The 16,199-nt window shown below is 41.4% G+C and carries 17 protein-coding genes and 1 pseudogene; 5 read left to right on the top strand and 13 right to left on the bottom strand.

The features are described 5' to 3' along the window. Positions 1-28: 28 nt before the first annotated feature. The 4 genes and pseudogenes from plsY to ACE1CI_RS15965 all read right to left on the bottom strand — a co-directional run bounded on the left by plsY (position 29) and on the right by ACE1CI_RS15965 (position 3,395). Entirely contained in the window at positions 29-679 is a 651-nt protein-coding gene (plsY, locus tag ACE1CI_RS15980) for a glycerol-3-phosphate 1-O-acyltransferase PlsY (RefSeq protein WP_413267176.1), read from the bottom strand. Positions 680-910: 231 nt separating this feature from the next. Continuing rightward, positions 911-2,056 carry a DUF3086 domain-containing protein gene (locus ACE1CI_RS15975; protein WP_413267159.1) on the bottom strand — a complete coding sequence of 382 codons (1,146 nt, stop codon included), beginning with the start codon at positions 2,054-2,056 and terminating at the stop codon, positions 911-913. 22 nt (positions 2,057-2,078) lie between these two features. Further along, positions 2,079-2,465: a DUF3119 family protein gene (locus ACE1CI_RS15970; protein WP_413267160.1), complete on the bottom strand. Its 387-nt coding sequence runs from the start codon at positions 2,463-2,465 to the stop codon at positions 2,079-2,081. Positions 2,466-2,593: 128 nt separating this feature from the next. Then, positions 2,594-3,395, bottom strand: a pseudogene (locus tag ACE1CI_RS15965) (MlaE family lipid ABC transporter permease subunit). Between the two features lie 454 nt (positions 3,396-3,849). Between ACE1CI_RS15965 and ACE1CI_RS15960 the strand changes: the two are divergent. Further along, positions 3,850-4,140 (top strand): hypothetical protein, encoded by a 291-nt coding sequence (locus ACE1CI_RS15960; RefSeq protein ID WP_413267162.1) that lies wholly within the window; start codon positions 3,850-3,852, stop codon positions 4,138-4,140. A gap of 517 nt (positions 4,141-4,657) precedes the next feature. Here ACE1CI_RS15960 and ACE1CI_RS15955 read toward each other — a convergent pair. The 5 genes from ACE1CI_RS15955 to ACE1CI_RS15935 all read right to left on the bottom strand — a co-directional run bounded on the left by ACE1CI_RS15955 (position 4,658) and on the right by ACE1CI_RS15935 (position 8,759). Then, positions 4,658-5,446 (bottom strand): Rpn family recombination-promoting nuclease/putative transposase, encoded by a 789-nt coding sequence (locus ACE1CI_RS15955; RefSeq protein WP_413267163.1) that lies wholly within the window; start codon positions 5,444-5,446, stop codon positions 4,658-4,660. 66 nt (positions 5,447-5,512) lie between these two features. Then, on the bottom strand, positions 5,513-7,162 hold the full coding sequence (locus ACE1CI_RS15950; RefSeq protein WP_413267164.1) for a Ppx/GppA phosphatase family protein: 1,650 nt from the start codon (positions 7,160-7,162) through the stop codon (positions 5,513-5,515). Positions 7,163-7,188: 26 nt separating this feature from the next. Further along, positions 7,189-7,410 (bottom strand): hypothetical protein, encoded by a 222-nt coding sequence (locus ACE1CI_RS15945; RefSeq protein WP_413267165.1) that lies wholly within the window; start codon positions 7,408-7,410, stop codon positions 7,189-7,191. Positions 7,411-7,471: 61 nt separating this feature from the next. Next, on the bottom strand, positions 7,472-8,395 hold the full coding sequence (locus ACE1CI_RS15940) for an Rpn family recombination-promoting nuclease/putative transposase (protein WP_413267166.1): 924 nt from the start codon (positions 8,393-8,395) through the stop codon (positions 7,472-7,474). 151 nt (positions 8,396-8,546) lie between these two features. Beyond that, on the bottom strand, positions 8,547-8,759 hold the full coding sequence (locus ACE1CI_RS15935) for a hypothetical protein (protein ID WP_413267167.1): 213 nt from the start codon (positions 8,757-8,759) through the stop codon (positions 8,547-8,549). A gap of 244 nt (positions 8,760-9,003) precedes the next feature. Between ACE1CI_RS15935 and ACE1CI_RS15930 the strand changes: the two genes are divergently transcribed. Then, positions 9,004-9,885: a 4-hydroxybenzoate solanesyltransferase gene (locus tag ACE1CI_RS15930; protein WP_413267168.1), complete on the top strand. Its 882-nt coding sequence runs from the start codon at positions 9,004-9,006 to the stop codon at positions 9,883-9,885. A gap of 336 nt (positions 9,886-10,221) precedes the next feature. On the opposite strand, the gene ACE1CI_RS15925 is transcribed toward ACE1CI_RS15930, so the two are convergent. Together ACE1CI_RS15925 and ACE1CI_RS15920 are read right to left on the bottom strand one after the other, a co-directional pair. Beyond that, positions 10,222-10,845, bottom strand: a complete 624-nt coding sequence (locus tag ACE1CI_RS15925) for a hypothetical protein (RefSeq protein WP_413267169.1) — start codon at positions 10,843-10,845, stop codon at positions 10,222-10,224. 493 nt (positions 10,846-11,338) lie between these two features. Then, positions 11,339-12,307: a DUF389 domain-containing protein gene (locus ACE1CI_RS15920; RefSeq protein ID WP_413267170.1), complete on the bottom strand. Its 969-nt coding sequence runs from the start codon at positions 12,305-12,307 to the stop codon at positions 11,339-11,341. A gap of 21 nt (positions 12,308-12,328) precedes the next feature. Here ACE1CI_RS15920 and ACE1CI_RS15915 point away from each other — a divergent pair, with 21 nt between their 5' ends. Then, positions 12,329-12,820 carry a TIGR00725 family protein gene (locus tag ACE1CI_RS15915; RefSeq protein ID WP_413267171.1) on the top strand — a complete coding sequence of 164 codons (492 nt, stop codon included), beginning with the start codon at positions 12,329-12,331 and terminating at the stop codon, positions 12,818-12,820. A 45-nt stretch (positions 12,821-12,865) separates the two neighbouring features. On the opposite strand, the gene ACE1CI_RS15910 is transcribed toward ACE1CI_RS15915, so the two are convergent. Continuing rightward, on the bottom strand, positions 12,866-13,762 hold the full coding sequence (locus tag ACE1CI_RS15910) for a hypothetical protein (RefSeq protein WP_413267172.1): 897 nt from the start codon (positions 13,760-13,762) through the stop codon (positions 12,866-12,868). Positions 13,763-13,989: 227 nt separating this feature from the next. On the opposite strand from ACE1CI_RS15910, the gene ACE1CI_RS15905 reads away from it, so the two are divergent. After that, positions 13,990-14,760 carry an OmpA family protein gene (locus tag ACE1CI_RS15905; protein WP_413267173.1) on the top strand — a complete coding sequence of 257 codons (771 nt, stop codon included), beginning with the start codon at positions 13,990-13,992 and terminating at the stop codon, positions 14,758-14,760. A gap of 55 nt (positions 14,761-14,815) precedes the next feature. Next, positions 14,816-15,820 carry a methionyl-tRNA formyltransferase gene (fmt, locus tag ACE1CI_RS15900; protein WP_413267174.1) on the top strand — a complete coding sequence of 335 codons (1,005 nt, stop codon included), beginning with the start codon at positions 14,816-14,818 and terminating at the stop codon, positions 15,818-15,820. A 7-nt stretch (positions 15,821-15,827) separates the two neighbouring features. On the opposite strand, the gene ACE1CI_RS15895 is transcribed toward fmt, so the two are convergent. Beyond that, positions 15,828-16,193 (bottom strand): DUF6464 family protein, encoded by a 366-nt coding sequence (locus tag ACE1CI_RS15895; RefSeq protein ID WP_413267175.1) that lies wholly within the window; start codon positions 16,191-16,193, stop codon positions 15,828-15,830. Positions 16,194-16,199: the final 6 nt, after the last annotated feature.

Below are 16,199 nucleotides of genomic sequence, written 5' to 3'. Positions count from 1 at the left end.
TCTATTTTCCTGATGATTCTTTCTGTTTCTAAGTAGTTTGCTCGGTTTCAGTGACTAATTTTTGCCCAATTTTCGGTTCTGTACCTGCAATTATTCTTTGAATATTGCTGCGGTGTCGCCAAATTACATAAGCACCTCCAGCTAAGGAAAATATTAAATATGGCAGTGGTTGTTTAAACAAAATCATGAATAGGGAAACTGCGATCGCACCCGCAATCGAACTAATCGAAACAATCCTTGTAATTGCCACCACAAACGCAAAAACACCCAAAGTTGCTAAACCTACTTGCCAAGACATTGCTAACAGAATGCCCAAACTTGTAGCCACAGATTTTCCGCCTTTGAAATTCAACCAAATGGGTAAACTGTGCCCGATGACAGCGAATAATCCGGCTAAAGTAACTAACCAAGGTAAAGGTATTTGGTTATTAGTAAAAGGATAAATCCAGTTTGCTAGAGCGATCGCCAAAGCACCCTTCAACGCATCCACTAACAATACAACAATTGCAGGCCCTTTCCCCAAAGTTCGCAGGACATTTGTTGCGCCAATAGAACCGGAACCTTGCTCCCGAATATCAATACCTTTCAACAATTTAGCAGCTAAAAAACCTGTGGGAAAAGAACCCAACAAATAAGCCACTAACAACAACCCAACACTAATAGCTATCCCCACAACAATCACCTTTTTTGCAGTAAATTTTTTAATACTTTAGGACTTATGCACTGAACCCTGAAACCTAGATCCCCCCTAACCCCCCTTACTAAGGGGGGGATCTGTAAAGCCCCCTTGGGTTCGGGGGTTGGGGGATCTGTAAAGCCCCCTTGGGTTCGGGGGTTGGGGGATCTGAGAAGGTATGTTTATTCCCTTACCCAACCTCGCCATCATCCCCAACCTCGCCATCATCCCCAACTAATACCGATCGGAAGAATAGTTAGGAGATTGCGGATCGGGTGCAAAGGCTAACCAAAGGGGAAATTGCAGCACAGAAAGATTAATTTTATCTTCTGTTTCATCAATAATAATTAACGGCAAATCTCCTTCTTTAACTATCCTTTCTGCTTTGATTGCCAGAGGTTCTGGCGCTTCAAATAATACCAAACCTTGATCGGGCCCAAAATCGCCGCGAGAGATGCCTAAACAGTCTTGTAAACCGCGTCGCCACTCTCCCAAACGTTCGGGACTATTTGCCAAAATTAAAGTGCGGAGGCGATCGTCATACAGATCTGTTAAAACCGAAACGATCGACGAAGCAACCAAGATATTTTGTAAGCGAGTTCCTAGCGATCGCAACGCACCCTTCCCACCTTGAGTAAAGAACCATTGAGAAGCTCTTTCGGCATGAATTGGTTCAAAAGTACGACGCAATTGCCAAGGCGGGCCATAATAATCTGGGCGAGTGCGATATTGATCTAATAATCTGCGAATTCTCTTTGCTTGCTCCTCAAAACCTTGTTCAGCAAATTGAGGAGTTCCAGAGGTATCTTTTGCTGGTTTCGCCTCTTTAACTTCCACCATTTCTGATTCATCAGTTTGGGGAACTAAATCTAATTGTTCCGCCGCCGTTGCTAAATCTTGTAAACTCCCGACTAAATAATCTTTAAAACCTTGAACGCGAATTGCTAAATCTTGGGAAACACCTGCAAAAGTCGTTTTCATTTCCTGGCGAATGCGTTCTTGGCGACGTTCTAATTGTTCTACTGCTAATTGTAAAGTTTGTCGCCTTTGTTCTAAAGAAAGCAAACTTTCTTGCACTACCCGACTCATAGCAGTTTGCATTTCTGCTATTTGTTGCGTGTAGTCACCTTGCAAACTAGCAATCTGTTGTTTGAGCATTCGTTCTTGCTGCTGCAATTGGGCTACTCTTTGTTCCCAGGTATTTACTTCATTTTCTGGTGAGGAATTACTCAATATTACTACTGGATTCAAATCAGTTGTGGGAATTTGCAATGGTGTGGGAATAGCTTCAACTGTGGTAGTTTCCTTTGGGGGATCTGCCCAAGGATCGATATTCGGTTCTGAGTCTGATTTTTGCAAAGGGGATGAGTCTGAATTCATTTAAAGTAATAACAAATAACAACTAATTCCGGGGACAGCGCTGTTCTAAACAGGTTTGTAGCATTTGAGGATCGAAAATAATCGGCAAAAAGTGAATGCTTTTAACTTCTTTAAAGTAGAACAAAATTGGTACAGGAGGCCAAAATATCCGCCAATTTTGCCATTCGGAGTAAGGAAAGTTGCGAATCAATTTTTGAGAGCGATACACTTCTAAAGCTGTTGGGGTAAATTTTAGCCGAATGGTGACAGTTTGGAACAACAGGAACAAGCCAAAAACCGCAATTACCAAACTCAGCCAAGGTAGCACGACGATCAATGGTATTGCGCCCAAAACTAAAACTAAAGGTATGGTGTAGCTGGGAGCTAATTCAACAGTTTGTTGCGATCCGATCGGAGTAGCCGTAGTCACCGTCTTTCCTTCCTAACTTACAAACACAAACCATTACTATTTTAAATGGTCAGTATCTCATAAACTTTGAAAAACCGCACTGCCTGTTCCTTGGAACTTTCCCAGTCCCCAGTCCCCAGTCCCCTGACTCACAAACTTTGAAAAACCGCACTGCCTGTTCCTTGGAACATTAACCAACTTAAAAAGAAGTTGCTAATAAAGATCGCTAGCAAGGCAGTTACTACAGCGGTTGTGGTTGATTGTCCCACACCTTTGGCACCGCCGGAAGTAGTCAAACCCCAACTACAACCGACGATCGCAATTAAAGCGCCAAAGCAAAAAGCTTTAATCTCGCCACTACAAATATCCCAAACTGAGAGAAAAAAATCCCCGCACGGAATCTAAAAATACTGACTCCGAGATTCCATATAGGGTACTAGAAATGATTAACCCACCAAACAAGCCAGTGATTAAACTCATGAGCGTTAAAATTGGCAGCATTAAGCAACAGGCGATCGCACGGGGAATCACTAAATAGTCGATCGGATCGGTTTTTAACATATACAGAGCATCTATTTGTTCTGTGACTCTCATTGTGCCAATTTCCGCCGCAAAAGCTGAACCAATTCTCCCTGCTAATACTACCGCAGTCAGAATCGGTGCGAGTTCACGGGCTAAGGCTAATGCTAAAACTCCGCCGACGGTGTTACCTGCGCCCAAACTGATGAACTCTCGCGCCACCTGCACTGTAAACACCATCCCGACAAAAGCAGCTGTGATCAAGGCAATTAATAATGATTCTGGCCCAACTGTTGCCATTTGTTCTAAGGTGTTGCGCCGATGAATTTTACCCTTGAGTAAATGGACTATAACTTGTCCACCCAGGAAAATCGCCGCTACTAAACGCCGCCCCCATTTCTCTAAATCTGAATTAGAACTTGTTTGGCTCACTATATTCTTCTCTGTTCCGCTTTACACTAATAGCCCAAATATTGTCGGTCCGATCCCCCCTAACCCCCCTTACCAAGGGGGGAAACCGATTCACAGTGCTCCTTACCCAAGAGGGAAAACCGATTCACAGTCCTCCTTACCCAAGGGAAAAACCGATTCTCAGTCCTCCTTACCCAAGGGAAAAACCCTTTCACAGTCCTCCTTACCCCAGAGGGAAAAACCGTTTCAAAGTCCCCCTTAGTAAGGGGGATTTAGGGGGATCGAAAATGTTTAAGCTCATAACTAGCAACTGGCTTTATTACAAAACTTGTGCTTTACCCTACGATTTCTTAAGGAAGATTTAAGATTTTTAAACTTTGGGTCAGAATTCGGGTATAGCGCTTATTGTATATATTGGCAAGGTTAATCAATCAACTTGCCGTGACTCAGTTCAATTGCAATATCATTTCCGAACATGAGTATTCTACCGAAGTTCTTTCGCTTACTGCTGACCACTGCTTTCAGCTTCGTTGCTCCAGTATTTCTGATTGGTGCAATCTTAGTTGGTCTGTCTTTGGTGGGTTTTGTTCCCGGTTTTGAAATTCTTTGTCAGTCTGGGATAGAGGGACTGGCGAGGTTTCTGGAAATTTTTGGTGATGGTTCCCCGATGGAAGGAGTTTTTGCGATCGGGTTTGCTTTCGCTGTCGTAGGGGCAATTTTTGACACTTATGCTTCCTACAGGTATCAAACACTGCGGGGAAATTAAACAGTCCTGGGCTTTACCCTGAGCAAATTCAAGACTTGGTGATTTTTGGTGGTCTTAACACCTGTGGAATTTTACGCGAAATTTATTTTTCATTATGCCAGTTCTTTATCAAAAAATTAGGTTTAAAACCCCGTCCTAGAAGGACGGCTTTATATGCTACAGTGGATTCCAGAGGAAAGGTAATTAACCTCTCTAAAAACCTCGTATCTAACGGATACATTGAACCTTCAAAACTAAAGATATGAGGTTCTGAACAGGAATGCTTGTTCAGGTAAAATCTTTAAGCACCAAGTACAGAGAACACAATATTAGTATTCTCAAGTAGGGTAGGGCATACCCGAACTATTAAACGCTTAGGGAGAGAACCACCTCTGGTGCTCAAAAGTAATTTTCTGTATTAAGTGGACTCGATGAACTAAGAATCTCCGTACCTTTAGGTCGGAGAGTGTCAACTCACACAAATTCCTCAATCCCCAGTCCCCAGTCCCCAGTCCCCAGTCCCCAGTCCCCAAAACAGCTATTCCAAAGTGGTTTCTTGACCAGCTAATTCTTTAGCCGCTTGTTTCACTTGGACAAGATCTAAATGTAATTCTTGAGCAATTCTCTCCACGCTCAATCCTAATTCTAATAACAGAGGAACCGTTTCTAATTTTCCTTCTGTCTTAGCTTCTTGATAAAGTTTGCTTTGTTTTAATTCGCTTAATTCAAACATTTTCGTTAACTCCTGAATTCCCAATTGTGGGAATTTATATGTTAAAACTGTTGTCAATAAATCCGCCAAGGTTGCTTGTTCTTTACTGGAACTTAGTTGCTGGATTTGATGAATTAAATACTCGGCTCTTTGTTGAGCTTTAGCTTCATCTTCCACCAGTAATTTTAACATTCCCAAACCCAATGATTGATTAGCAACCAGTCCTAATTCATCTAAGTACAAACGCTTGATATGGTCACTTTCTATTAACCATTGGTAAGGTCTTGGGACTACTGATTCAATCAGGCGACGGGGATAAACCGCCACAGCAAACCAATCTCTGTTAGATTTATTTTGATCTAAATAAAGAAAGATTTCCGTAAAAAATCGATAGTAAAAATCTTCATCGAATTGAGATTGTACGCCAACAAAATAAATTGGTTGACGGGTGCGTTTAGCGGGAATAAATATGCCATCAATTCTTTGATTTGTACCTTTAATTTCGACAGATTGAAACTCATAGCCGCTGGTTTCTGTGGGCGGGTGTCCAATCAGTTCAAAAAAGACACTAGGAAAATTTTGCAATAGGTGATAAAACAGGCTGTTTGTTTTCATGAACTTTCATTTTCGCAGATCGAGGGTCGATCGCGCCATCTCAACTTCGACAAGTTATTTGTATCCTTAACCAACAGTAACAGCAGTAGGTTCCAATTGAGCAACTAATTTCAAGCTATACTCAGCTTCAAAAGCATCTTTCTTATAATTTAAACTCCAAAGTTCTAAGGCGCAATCATCATCTGGGAAAGAAGGGAAAAGTTTTAAGCGCAATTCTGCCAATTGGGGGAGGTACTCACACTCCAAGCGACTAATAGCACCAATTTGTCTTCTATCTAATGCTACCGCTATTCGCAGGAAAGCACTTAATTGACTCACCATTTGGCGATATTCTTTTGTAGGTAAATTCCGATAGTTTTCATGTTTTTTCTTGGGGGTACTTTTGCGGTGATACCGAGCTAAATTAGCAATTAGTTCGATTTCAGTTTCCGTGTAACCAAGTAACTCGCTATAGCGAATTAAATAGTAAGAATGCTTGTGGTGTGATGAATGACTAACATAGTGTCCGCTATTATGTAAAATAGCACCTGCCCAGAGTAATTCTCTTTCTAACTCTCCCCAATTATGTAACTTACCTTTAGTTTTATCGAAGATACTTAGCGCAAATTCCGCGACTCTTTGACTATGTGTTAAATCAACTCGATATTTTTGAGCAGATTGGAATACGCTGCGTTCTCTAACTGAACTTTGATAGCGCAACCGATCTTCAATTAAACCATGAGTCAGCATCCAATCAACTATGACACCTTCCCGCAAACTTCGCTCACAAATAGTAATACTTTCTGTGCCTAATAAAGACATCGCTTCTTGTAAAATTAAAGCGCCCGCTAAAATAATTTCCGATCGCCGATCGGACATTCCCGGTATAGCAGCACGTTCTGAGTTATTCATTTTGCGAAGGCGATTTACAATTTCTCCTAAATCTTTTAAGCTAAATTGATAGCCATTCAAAGGGTTAGGAATCATGCCAAATTTTTCCCTAGCGTGAATCATCGCTAAAGCTTCAATTGTCCCCGAAGTTCCGACTAAACGGGGAGATTCACCAGGTTTTAAATTAGCTTTTAGATCGTCAACTGCTCTTTCTAACATTACCCGAATGTAAGCTTGCAGGTAATAAAATTCCGAGTTACTAATCGGATCGGTGCTAATAAATTCAGCGCTAAGTCTGACTGCACCAACTTTGGTACTACTAAGCGATCGCCCTTCGTGACTATCTCCTAAAATTAATTCAGTAGAACCACCGCCAATATCAATAATAATATGGGGTTGGTTATTAAATTCCATCCCCGACAAAACGCCTAAATAAATCCTTCTTGCTTCCTCTTGTCCAGAAATTAGATCGACAAATAACCCAGTTTCCGCTTCTACTTGCTTGAGAAAATCTCGCCCATTAGGTGCTTCGCGTACCGCACTAGTCGCCACAGCAATAACTTGTTCTGCATTCAAAGTTTTGGCAAGTTTTCGACAACGATGTAAAGTCGAAATTGCCCTTTCCATTGCTTCCGGTTTTAAATTGTGGGTATCGGGATCGCGATCGCCTAACCTGACTGTATCTTTTTCCCGTTCAATAATCATAAAAGCTGGTAGTTCCGGCATAATTCGTACCACTACCATGTGAATCGAATTAGTCCCTATATCAATAGCAGCGAGAATGCGATTTTTTTCCCCAGTAGCACTAGGAATATTTACCTGATTTTCCACAACAGGATTTCCCATAAAAATTGTATTTAGGGTGAGAGCCTTCACCCCCTCCCTTCAGGAATAATATCAGTTTTTCGCCTACTTTCCTGGCGATGGATAAAATGTCCTGCTTCAAACTCTGCGATCGCCTCTTGCGCTAATGCCTCTAATTTACCCTCTGCAATGTCCTGCTCTAGCTGTTCGTCCCAGCGTTCATAATCTAAGTCGAACAACCATTTTTTCAGCTGCTCAAATTCATTAGATGGCAGTGAGAGAATATCCATACGCCCTTCATGCTGGCATTATTGGATTTCTAGGATAAGCGATCGATAAAACGAGTACTTCCTAAATACGCCTTTCCAACCATCTTTCCAAATCTGATAGACTGTTAAAGTCTAAAAAATCTTCTCCTAAACTTTCCAAATATTGAATAGATAAGTTTTCAATTTGGCTCGTTATCGCCTCTGATATTTCTCCAAAACGCTTTTTCAGTTGACGGATTATTAATCGCGATTTTCCCTGTTGTTCGCCTTCTTTTCTGCCTTCTTCTCTCCCTTCTTCTTTGGCATAAGTTAGCCGTCCTTTTTCATCTTGTAACATCATCGCTCGGCGTTCTACTACTTCTAACTCTTCTACTGTCAAGTTAGCTTGATTGGCAATATTTAACGCCAGTTCGATTTCGCTGACTTCTCCTAAAGTTTGGGGAATTTCATCTAAGGTGGCTGCTTCTTTAATAAAATAAATCCACCGCTCGCTTAAACTTGTTAACTCTGACAATTTTTTCTTAAATTTCGGCAATTCTATAAATATCATCTGCAATTCAGCATCGGGATAGGGAAATTTTTTCGTCTTTTCCTGAAACACAAATTCGGTGATGACATCGGGAGTTTCGTTAAACAGAATAAAATCAGTTATTGTCACGCCAATTACTGGGGTAAGACTGAGGTAATTTTCGCCTATCCCTAGTTGATTTGTATAAGCTTTTCCCAGGTTATAAATTATCCTTTTGCTGAAAGCACTTACTCGCGCTATTTGCATTTCTATGAGGACGATAGAACCATCATTTAAAATAGCTTTGACATCTAAATATGTTTCTTTTAAACTGAGGATTTGACCGGGATTATAAGGGTTGACAATGGTTAAGGATTGAATGACTTTCTCGCCTTCATAAATAATGGCGTTGAGAAAGCTGATTAAGATTTCTTGGCTTTGGGAAGAACCGAAGATTTTTTTAAAAGCATAATCGACTTTGGGACTAATAAATCTCATATTTTTTCTCTTTTGACTAACTCAAAATAATCTCATATACTGCACTAATTCTACCATTTTATTGAGCGATCGATACATCAACGCTTCTCAATGGTAAACCAATTTTAATCGCTCGATGAACGGGAGCATAAACTCGGTTTTTGAGTTTATTTTAGAAGCAGGTAGCAAGTGCTTGTTGAAGGGATTCAGATAAATCGATCGGCATAAAGTAACTGCTAGGGTATAAATAATCTTCTCCCGATTCATCAATGACGCGAATCATTTTATGATTGTTGGCTTGAGGGTCGGGTAAAACTTGATAAATTTTGCGAACTTCTAAGGAAGCTGAGTAATTTGTGTTATTGATGCAAACAGCGAATTCCATATTGTTTACTCCAGAATATATTTGATCTTAAAGTTTTACTCCCAAAGTTTTACTCTTTTTGAATTTCTAGGTTAGCGTAAAACTCTCGTCGGGCTCTCCTAGCCCGCCCCATTGATAGATAACTATTTTCACTTTATTTATTTGCACCTACTTATAACAACAACAACATAACAGAAAGAGGTATATATCTTGTATAATTGAGTTACAAAAATAACAGGTAAAGTATTGATATCGTAGTCAAACTATGCTCACTCAAGACACACAGCAAAACTTTCCCGGCGCTACCATAATTCGACTGTTGAGATGGGATAAACCAGCAGGACGTTTAATTTTAATGATACCTGCACTTTGGGCAGTGTTTTTGGCTGCTAGGGGCACACCACCAGCGCTACTCGTCGGGGTAATAGTCTTAGGGAGTTTAGCTACAAGTGCAGCTGGTTGTGTGGTGAATGATTTGTGGGATCGTGATATCGATCCGCAAGTGGAAAGAACCAAAGAACGTCCTCTCGCTTCTCGCGCTTTATCTATTCGCACCGGAATTGCGATCGCGATTATCGCTTTATGTTGTGCAGGTGTGTTAGCATTTTATCTAAATCCTTTAAGCTTTTGGTTATGCGTCGCTGCAATTCCCGTAATTATTTTTTACCCTACAGCTAAACGAGTGTTTCCTATTCCCCAATTAGTGTTATCAATTGCTTGGGGTTTTGCGGTATTAATTAGTTGGAGTGCAGCAGTAGGAAATTTAGAATTTGATACTTGGTTACTTTGGGGTGCGACAGTATTTTGGACGCTGGGATTTGATACGGTTTATGCCATGAGTGACAAAGAAGACGATCGCCGCATTGGGATTAATTCGAGTGCTTTATTTTTTGGTCAATTTGCACCAGAAGCAGTGGGAATTTTCTTTTTTGGCACTGCTTTTTTGCTAGCTTGGTTAGGGATAGATATGCAGCTACATTTCGGCTTTTGGTTAGCTTTTGTCGCCGCCGTAGTTGGCTGGATTTGGCATTATTCCCAATTACGCAACGCCGATTTACCAAGACCCGTTTATGGGCAAATCTTTCGCCAAAACGTCTGGATTGGGTTTGGATTACTTGCCGGAATGATTTGGGGATTGATTTTTTAATATTTAACTCAAATCTTGCTCCACTTTTGGAGGTAGAACCTCCCAATCCTCGTTCCCAGGTTCAACCAGGGAACGAGAAAAACAGAGGCTCCGCCTCGTGGTGCAAAACAGAGGCTCCCTCGTTCCCTCGTTCGTTCCCTCGTGTTCCCTCGTTCCCTGGTTCAACCAGGGAACGAGAAACTCCAGGCTCCGCTTCATGGTGCAAGATCTCATACCAATTCTCTAGGAAGATGCGCTGCACCCAACCCCACCCCAAACCCCTCCCCGTCCACAGTCCCGGTTCAATGATTAAAAAAAACCCGGTTTCTTTAAGAAACCGGGTTTTTGGGGTGTAGTTTAAAAACCTGCATTATGCTGCCAATTGCGAGTGACTAAATGCAACCCGTTAATAGTAAAGCCATAACCACCATTTTCTGGTACATATAAGATGATTCTGCTAATATTAGCGGTTTTACTCAGTACACCGATAAATGGTGCTGAGTCATTATCAGGATTGTCACTGTTACCGCGAACACTGAATTTGCCTAAACTTTTACCACTCTGATCGAAAGCTTCAATTACTCCTGTGAAAGCCCCAAAAAATGCCCTTTGAATTTGTGTACCAATACCAAAAATAGGGGTAGCAAAATCAATTGTAATTGCACTATCAGAAAACTCTAAAAACAGTAATTTGTCTCCTGATGGAAATTTTCCTTTGATTCCGCTACCTTCATCAAGTCGCAGAAAATTTCCGCTAGAACTTACTTTTAGTTGGACTCCATTGCGAGAATGAACCCGCAAAGGACTGGAAAGCAAATCAAATTCTTTACCGAATTTTGACCAATCTACTATATCGTTTGCTCTTAATTTGGCAGGAGTTGTAACTAACTTTATTGCCGAATTTTTTGCCACTAATTCTTTATAACTATTCCTCTTATTTATTCCATTCTTTCCTGTAATGGTTTCTATGGTATTACTCATATACATTTTACTGATTCCCCTAGAGTTAACCGTTTGATTGAGTAGATGTTAACGGAGTACGATCGCCAACACTTCAGGCTAGTAAGAGCTACTCAGGCAATTTGTAACTCGAACAGACCAGAGGGAAGAAATTACTATGTAATTTTACTCTGTTTTTTGTTGCTTATTACTTAACTTATGTAAGTTTATCCGTAAACTCAAGCACTTATCAGTAATTTTACATAAACTTTATAACCATCTCATCTGAGCTTTTTTACTTGAGATTTACCAAAAGATAAAGTTGACAAGGTTTCCAGCCAATTCCCCTGAGAAGCGGCTGTTTAAAGTTTATGTGAATACACGCAGCCCTTAGTTAACAGTACAAACCAGAAATAATAGTAGAAGTAACTAGTGGAGCGTAGCATAAATAACTATACTGTGGAAAAAAAGCTGAAGACAAACCTTCTTTTCTGGGAACTTTCTGCCTTGGAGTCCTCTTGTACGGAAGTAAAAATTATTCTTTAGGTGAATCTACGGAGTCTTTGGCTCTGACTTCCTGAATTTGTTCAACTTGAAACACCAGAGTAAAAGGTCTGCCCATTTCTTTGGAAAGGAAATTTTCTACCAGGTGAACTTGGTTGGGAGTAACCAGGTTGTTACTTCGCACTGTCAAGTAAACTACTGGTGGCTTGGCTGACCAGTCAACATTAGTATGTTTCAGTTCCACCATTTGACCCACCGTAATAGTACGGTTAAGGAGAATCGTCTTGATCGTGTGGTGAAGTTGGGCTTGTCTGAGGAGTTGAAAAAAACTGATTCCCAAAGGGATCACTAAAATGCTAGCCATCCCTAAAGTCCAATTGAAAGCATGGTTGTACTTAGCATAACCAGCACCGATAAACACCAACATACAAGCAAGGACAATGCCCAAAAGATTGGTCAGATAAAGTAAGAAAGCGCCCCAACTATAATTCCAAATTCCTTGAGATAAAGTTAAGCCAACTACACAGATGGGGGGCATTAAGGCAACGGCGATCGCAGTTCCGGCGAAAGCATCACTAATTTTTGGTCTTACCTTAGCAAAACCACTGATCGCACCAGCGGTTACAGCCACTCCCAAATCCAGTAAAGTTGGTTCAGTGCGAGCCAGAACTTCCGAGCCAAATTCAGGTAAACCAATTACACGCCCGATCGACCATGAAGTTAGAGTTGAAAGCAAAGTGGCAATGGCGATCGATTTAACAGCTTCGCTCAATAACTTTGGATCTCCTTCCAACGCCCCAAAAGCTGCTCCCCGCAACGGCATCATTAATGGTGCAACAATCATCGCCCCAATAATTACAGCTGCACTATTGCTAACTAAACCAAAGGTAGCGATCAAACAAGCACCTATGGTCAGAATCATAAAGTTAAAATTTAGTTGGGAATCGTCCTGCAACTCCTGCCGCATTTGTTTGACAGTATCTATAGATATTTTTGCCATTTTAAAAACTTAGAGATTGTGATGAGAAAAATTATTATTGGTGTCATGGGCCCTGGCAATAACGCCACAAACCTGGATTTAGAAAATGCTTATCAGCTAGGAAAATTAATTGCCCAAGCTGGATGGGTATTGCTCACAGGGGGAAGAAATGAAGGTGTAATGGATGCTGCCAGTAAAGGTGCAAAAGCCGCCAATGGTTTAACCGTCGGTATTCTTCCTTCCTCTGATATTACCACTGCTTCTGTTGCTGTAGATATTGCCATTGTTACCGATTTAGGAAATGCGCGAAATAATATTAATGTGCTTTCCAGCGATGTGATTATTGCTTGTGGTATGGGTGCTGGAACTGCTTCCGAAATTGCTTTAGCTTTGAGGGCAAATAAAAAAGTAATTTTGTTAAATAATGATCACAATAGCCAAGCTTTTTTTCAAAGTTTAGCTAAAGATCAAGTGGCGATCGCGCAAAATCCGGCTTCAGCTATTGAGTTAGTAACTCAGTTTTTGGCTACCTAGATCCCCGACTTCTTGAAGAAGTCGGGGATCTAGAGGGGATCTAGATCACCAACCAGCTTGAGGGCCTGCCCAAGCTTGTTTTACGGTGCTGCCAAAAACGATCGGCTGATCTTCAAGTTTAGCGGCGATCGTCTTACCCTGAATATTAACTGCCCATAATTGACGTTTTTCGTCGCCTAATTCCCCGGCTTGGAAAATCACATCTTTTGGGTTAGCTTTACTCCAACCTAGCAAAATTGCTTGACCATATTCGGCAGCATTGCTAGGAGAAATTGTATTACTGCGACCACTATTGCGATCCCAAACTACTGCATAGTCAGAAGCATCACTGGCGCTGAGGCTACCTTCAAACTGACGCGCCAAAAGTTGATCGCCACTTGCTGACCAAGAAACCGGGATTAAAATAGTCACAATCCCAGGCATATCCCCAGCTTCTTTGGCTTTATTCGGATTGTTCGCTAAAGGAGAACTAGCCGTCACCACTCGCAACTGTTTAGTTTGTAAATTCTCCACAAACATCACACTACTAACATGACTCTGATAGAGTTCCGGCTTGACTCGCAGTTGCACCCGACTGTAAGCCGCATACTTACCATCTGGCGAAATCACTGAGGGAGTGCGGTAGAAGCGAACTCCCGAACCTTTAGTAGAACTCACCTGTTCATGAGTTGACATCACCCAATTCCAAGGTACAGGATAGGGACTGTCCAAAGGATCGACCTGAGCTTGAGATGGTTCTGTTACTGGCACAGTTGGGCGAACTGCGGGAACAGTTTTTTCATTAGGTACTTGCTCCGTAACAGCTTTTACTTGTACTACCCTTTTAGCAGAAGCCGATAAATTTCCCGCAACTAAAGCGGAAACGATAACTAGCACAGTTGTCAGGGTTAACTGGCGTGGTTTGATTAGATACTGACAGATATGCAGTGGACGTTTAAACATTGCTATTTCTCTTGAGAGCGCTTCTAGTGTAAGGAGGAACGGCCAAAGGAACGGTTGAGCATATTCTATACATATCTGGACAAATTGCTAGAGTAGGTGGGAATTTTTTTATGGTTTTTAAGATACCTTCCCTAGTTGTTTTACGGGGTTAAATAGAACTTACTTCTTTAGGTGACTTGACAAAAAAGGCTCAACAGGATTAAGTTTTTTTGGCTCCCGATAAACTTATGAAAATCAATATGGGGCGATTTTTCTTAGTTTTTCTGTTTAGACTTTTATTGTTGGTGGTAGGAGGTGGTTTCGCTGCCCTGTTGGGTGTGGCATTAGCTACTGTTTATCCTGCATCAACGCCGCAAAAACCTTTGGTAGCTAAAGTACCGGAAATAATTCCAGGGATGGATGCTGATGAGAGTAGTAATAATCTTAACGTTGCTGCTCAACCCCAGACGAAGGCGCAATTGACAACGGCGCAAAGGAAGCAACTGGAAACAGAGTTACAACGCTGGGAAAGACAGTTAAAGACGAGGGGCAATAACCCTAAACTAGAAGCCAGAATTAAAGCAATTCGGCAACAATTGCGGGTAAACTTGGCTCAACTCCCAAGCGCTAGTCAATTAGCTTTATCTACCCAACCGCTGATTAATCGAGATACTCTGGTGGCAAAATTTCCTGCGGATGTTTTGTTTGAAGATAACCAAAGTTTTCTATTAACTGAGGGAAAACCAGTTTTGGATAAGTTGGTTGATGAGTTAAAAAATTACCCAGGCGCAACGGTTGCGATCGGCGTGCATACTGATAGTGTGGGTGAAGCAAGTAACAATCTGGCGTTATCCTTTCGCCAAGCAGAAGCGATCGCGCAATATCTCTCCTCTACCTTGGATCGATCCTATACCTGGATACCTGTAGGTTACGGCGAAACTAATCCTTTAATTAACGATGAAAATCAAACCAACCTGCAATTTAACCGCCGGGTAGAAATTAAAGTAACCCCCAAATAAATTTTAGATTTTCGCTTTCCTTTTGTCCCTGTTCCCTGTTCCTTTTACTTAATTAATGAAAATCATCTTTTTTGGCACACCACAATTCGCGGTTCCTACCCTGGAAAAACTGTTAAATCATCCAGAGTTTGAAGTTTTGGCTGTAGTTACTCAACCGGATAAACGTCGGGGTAGAGGTAATCAATTAATACCTTCTCCGGTGAAAGAGTTGGCTTTAACTCATCAATTACCAGTTTGGCAACCAACCAGAATTAAAAAAGATGAAGAAACTTTGGCTTTATTGCAAGAAACAGCAGCAGATGTTTTCGTGGTGGTAGCTTACGGGCAAATACTTTCTGTGCAAATTTTAGATATGCCCAAAATTGGTTGTGTGAATGTTCACGGTTCCATTTTGCCTAAATATCGAGGTGCTGCCCCAATTCAATGGTGTCTGTATCATGGGGAAAAGGAAACGGGTATTACTACCATGTTGATGGATGCGGGGATGGATACTGGTGCCATGTTGTTAAAAGCAAAGACACCGATCGCATTATTAGATAATTCCCTAGATTTAGCTAAAGTGTTATCTCAAATAGGGGCAGATTTATTAATAGAAACCCTGTTAAAATTGCAGCGCCAAGAAATTGAACCGATTCCTCAAGATGATTCCATAGCTACTTATGCTTCTCTGATTAAAAAGCCGGATTATGCGATCGATTGGTCACGGAAAGCGATCGCATTACACAACCAAATTAGAGGATTTTATCCCGATTGTGTAGCAACTTTACGGGGAAATTCGCTCAAAATTACCGCTACTGCCCCCCTTGGCTCCGAGTACTGGGCAGATTTACCCCCATCCTTGAAAGTGTTAGAAAAAGACTGGGCTAATTTATCTTCTCATGTTGGTAAACCAGGGGAAGTCGTAAGTCTTGCCAAGGGAATTGGGCCCATCATTCAAACCGGAGAGGGACTTTTGCTACTTAGAGAAGTTCAAATAGCTGGTAAACGTCCCCAGTCGGGATGGGATTTTGTGAATGGAACTCGTTTAACAGTCGGAGAGGTTTTAGAAAATGGTCAGTGATGGAACTTTATTGGGCAGCAGCCGATGATTCATAATGACGACAGTTTACGCATGGCCCGTCTGGATTAACTGCACAACGCATAATTTCCGAATGTGCATTAAACCGACAACTAGCGTCTCCCACTACCCAGCGACCATTATAAAAACTTCTGTCGGCAGTATTTGGCGCTGATTGGACATAAAGGGCTATTTTATGGAGTTGATAGCCACCTAGTTTATATTGGTAGCGGTGACTGCGTTCTAAAACAGCGTAAGTTTGACCTTCTAAATTGAGATAGTTTCCGGGTTGAGGTGTCCAGTCGAGGTTGATTTTACCCAGAGAACGACGCGGATACGTCAGAATCACCTCAGTTGGTAATGTATCTGGTTCCATAACTGA

Source organism: Floridaenema flaviceps BLCC-F50, assembly GCF_041929275.2.
GTDB classification, from domain to species: domain Bacteria; phylum Cyanobacteriota; class Cyanobacteriia; order Cyanobacteriales; family Aerosakkonemataceae; genus Floridanema; species Floridanema flaviceps.
Note: the sequence above shows the minus strand (reverse complement) of the source record. Positions and strands in the feature narration are given on the sequence as shown.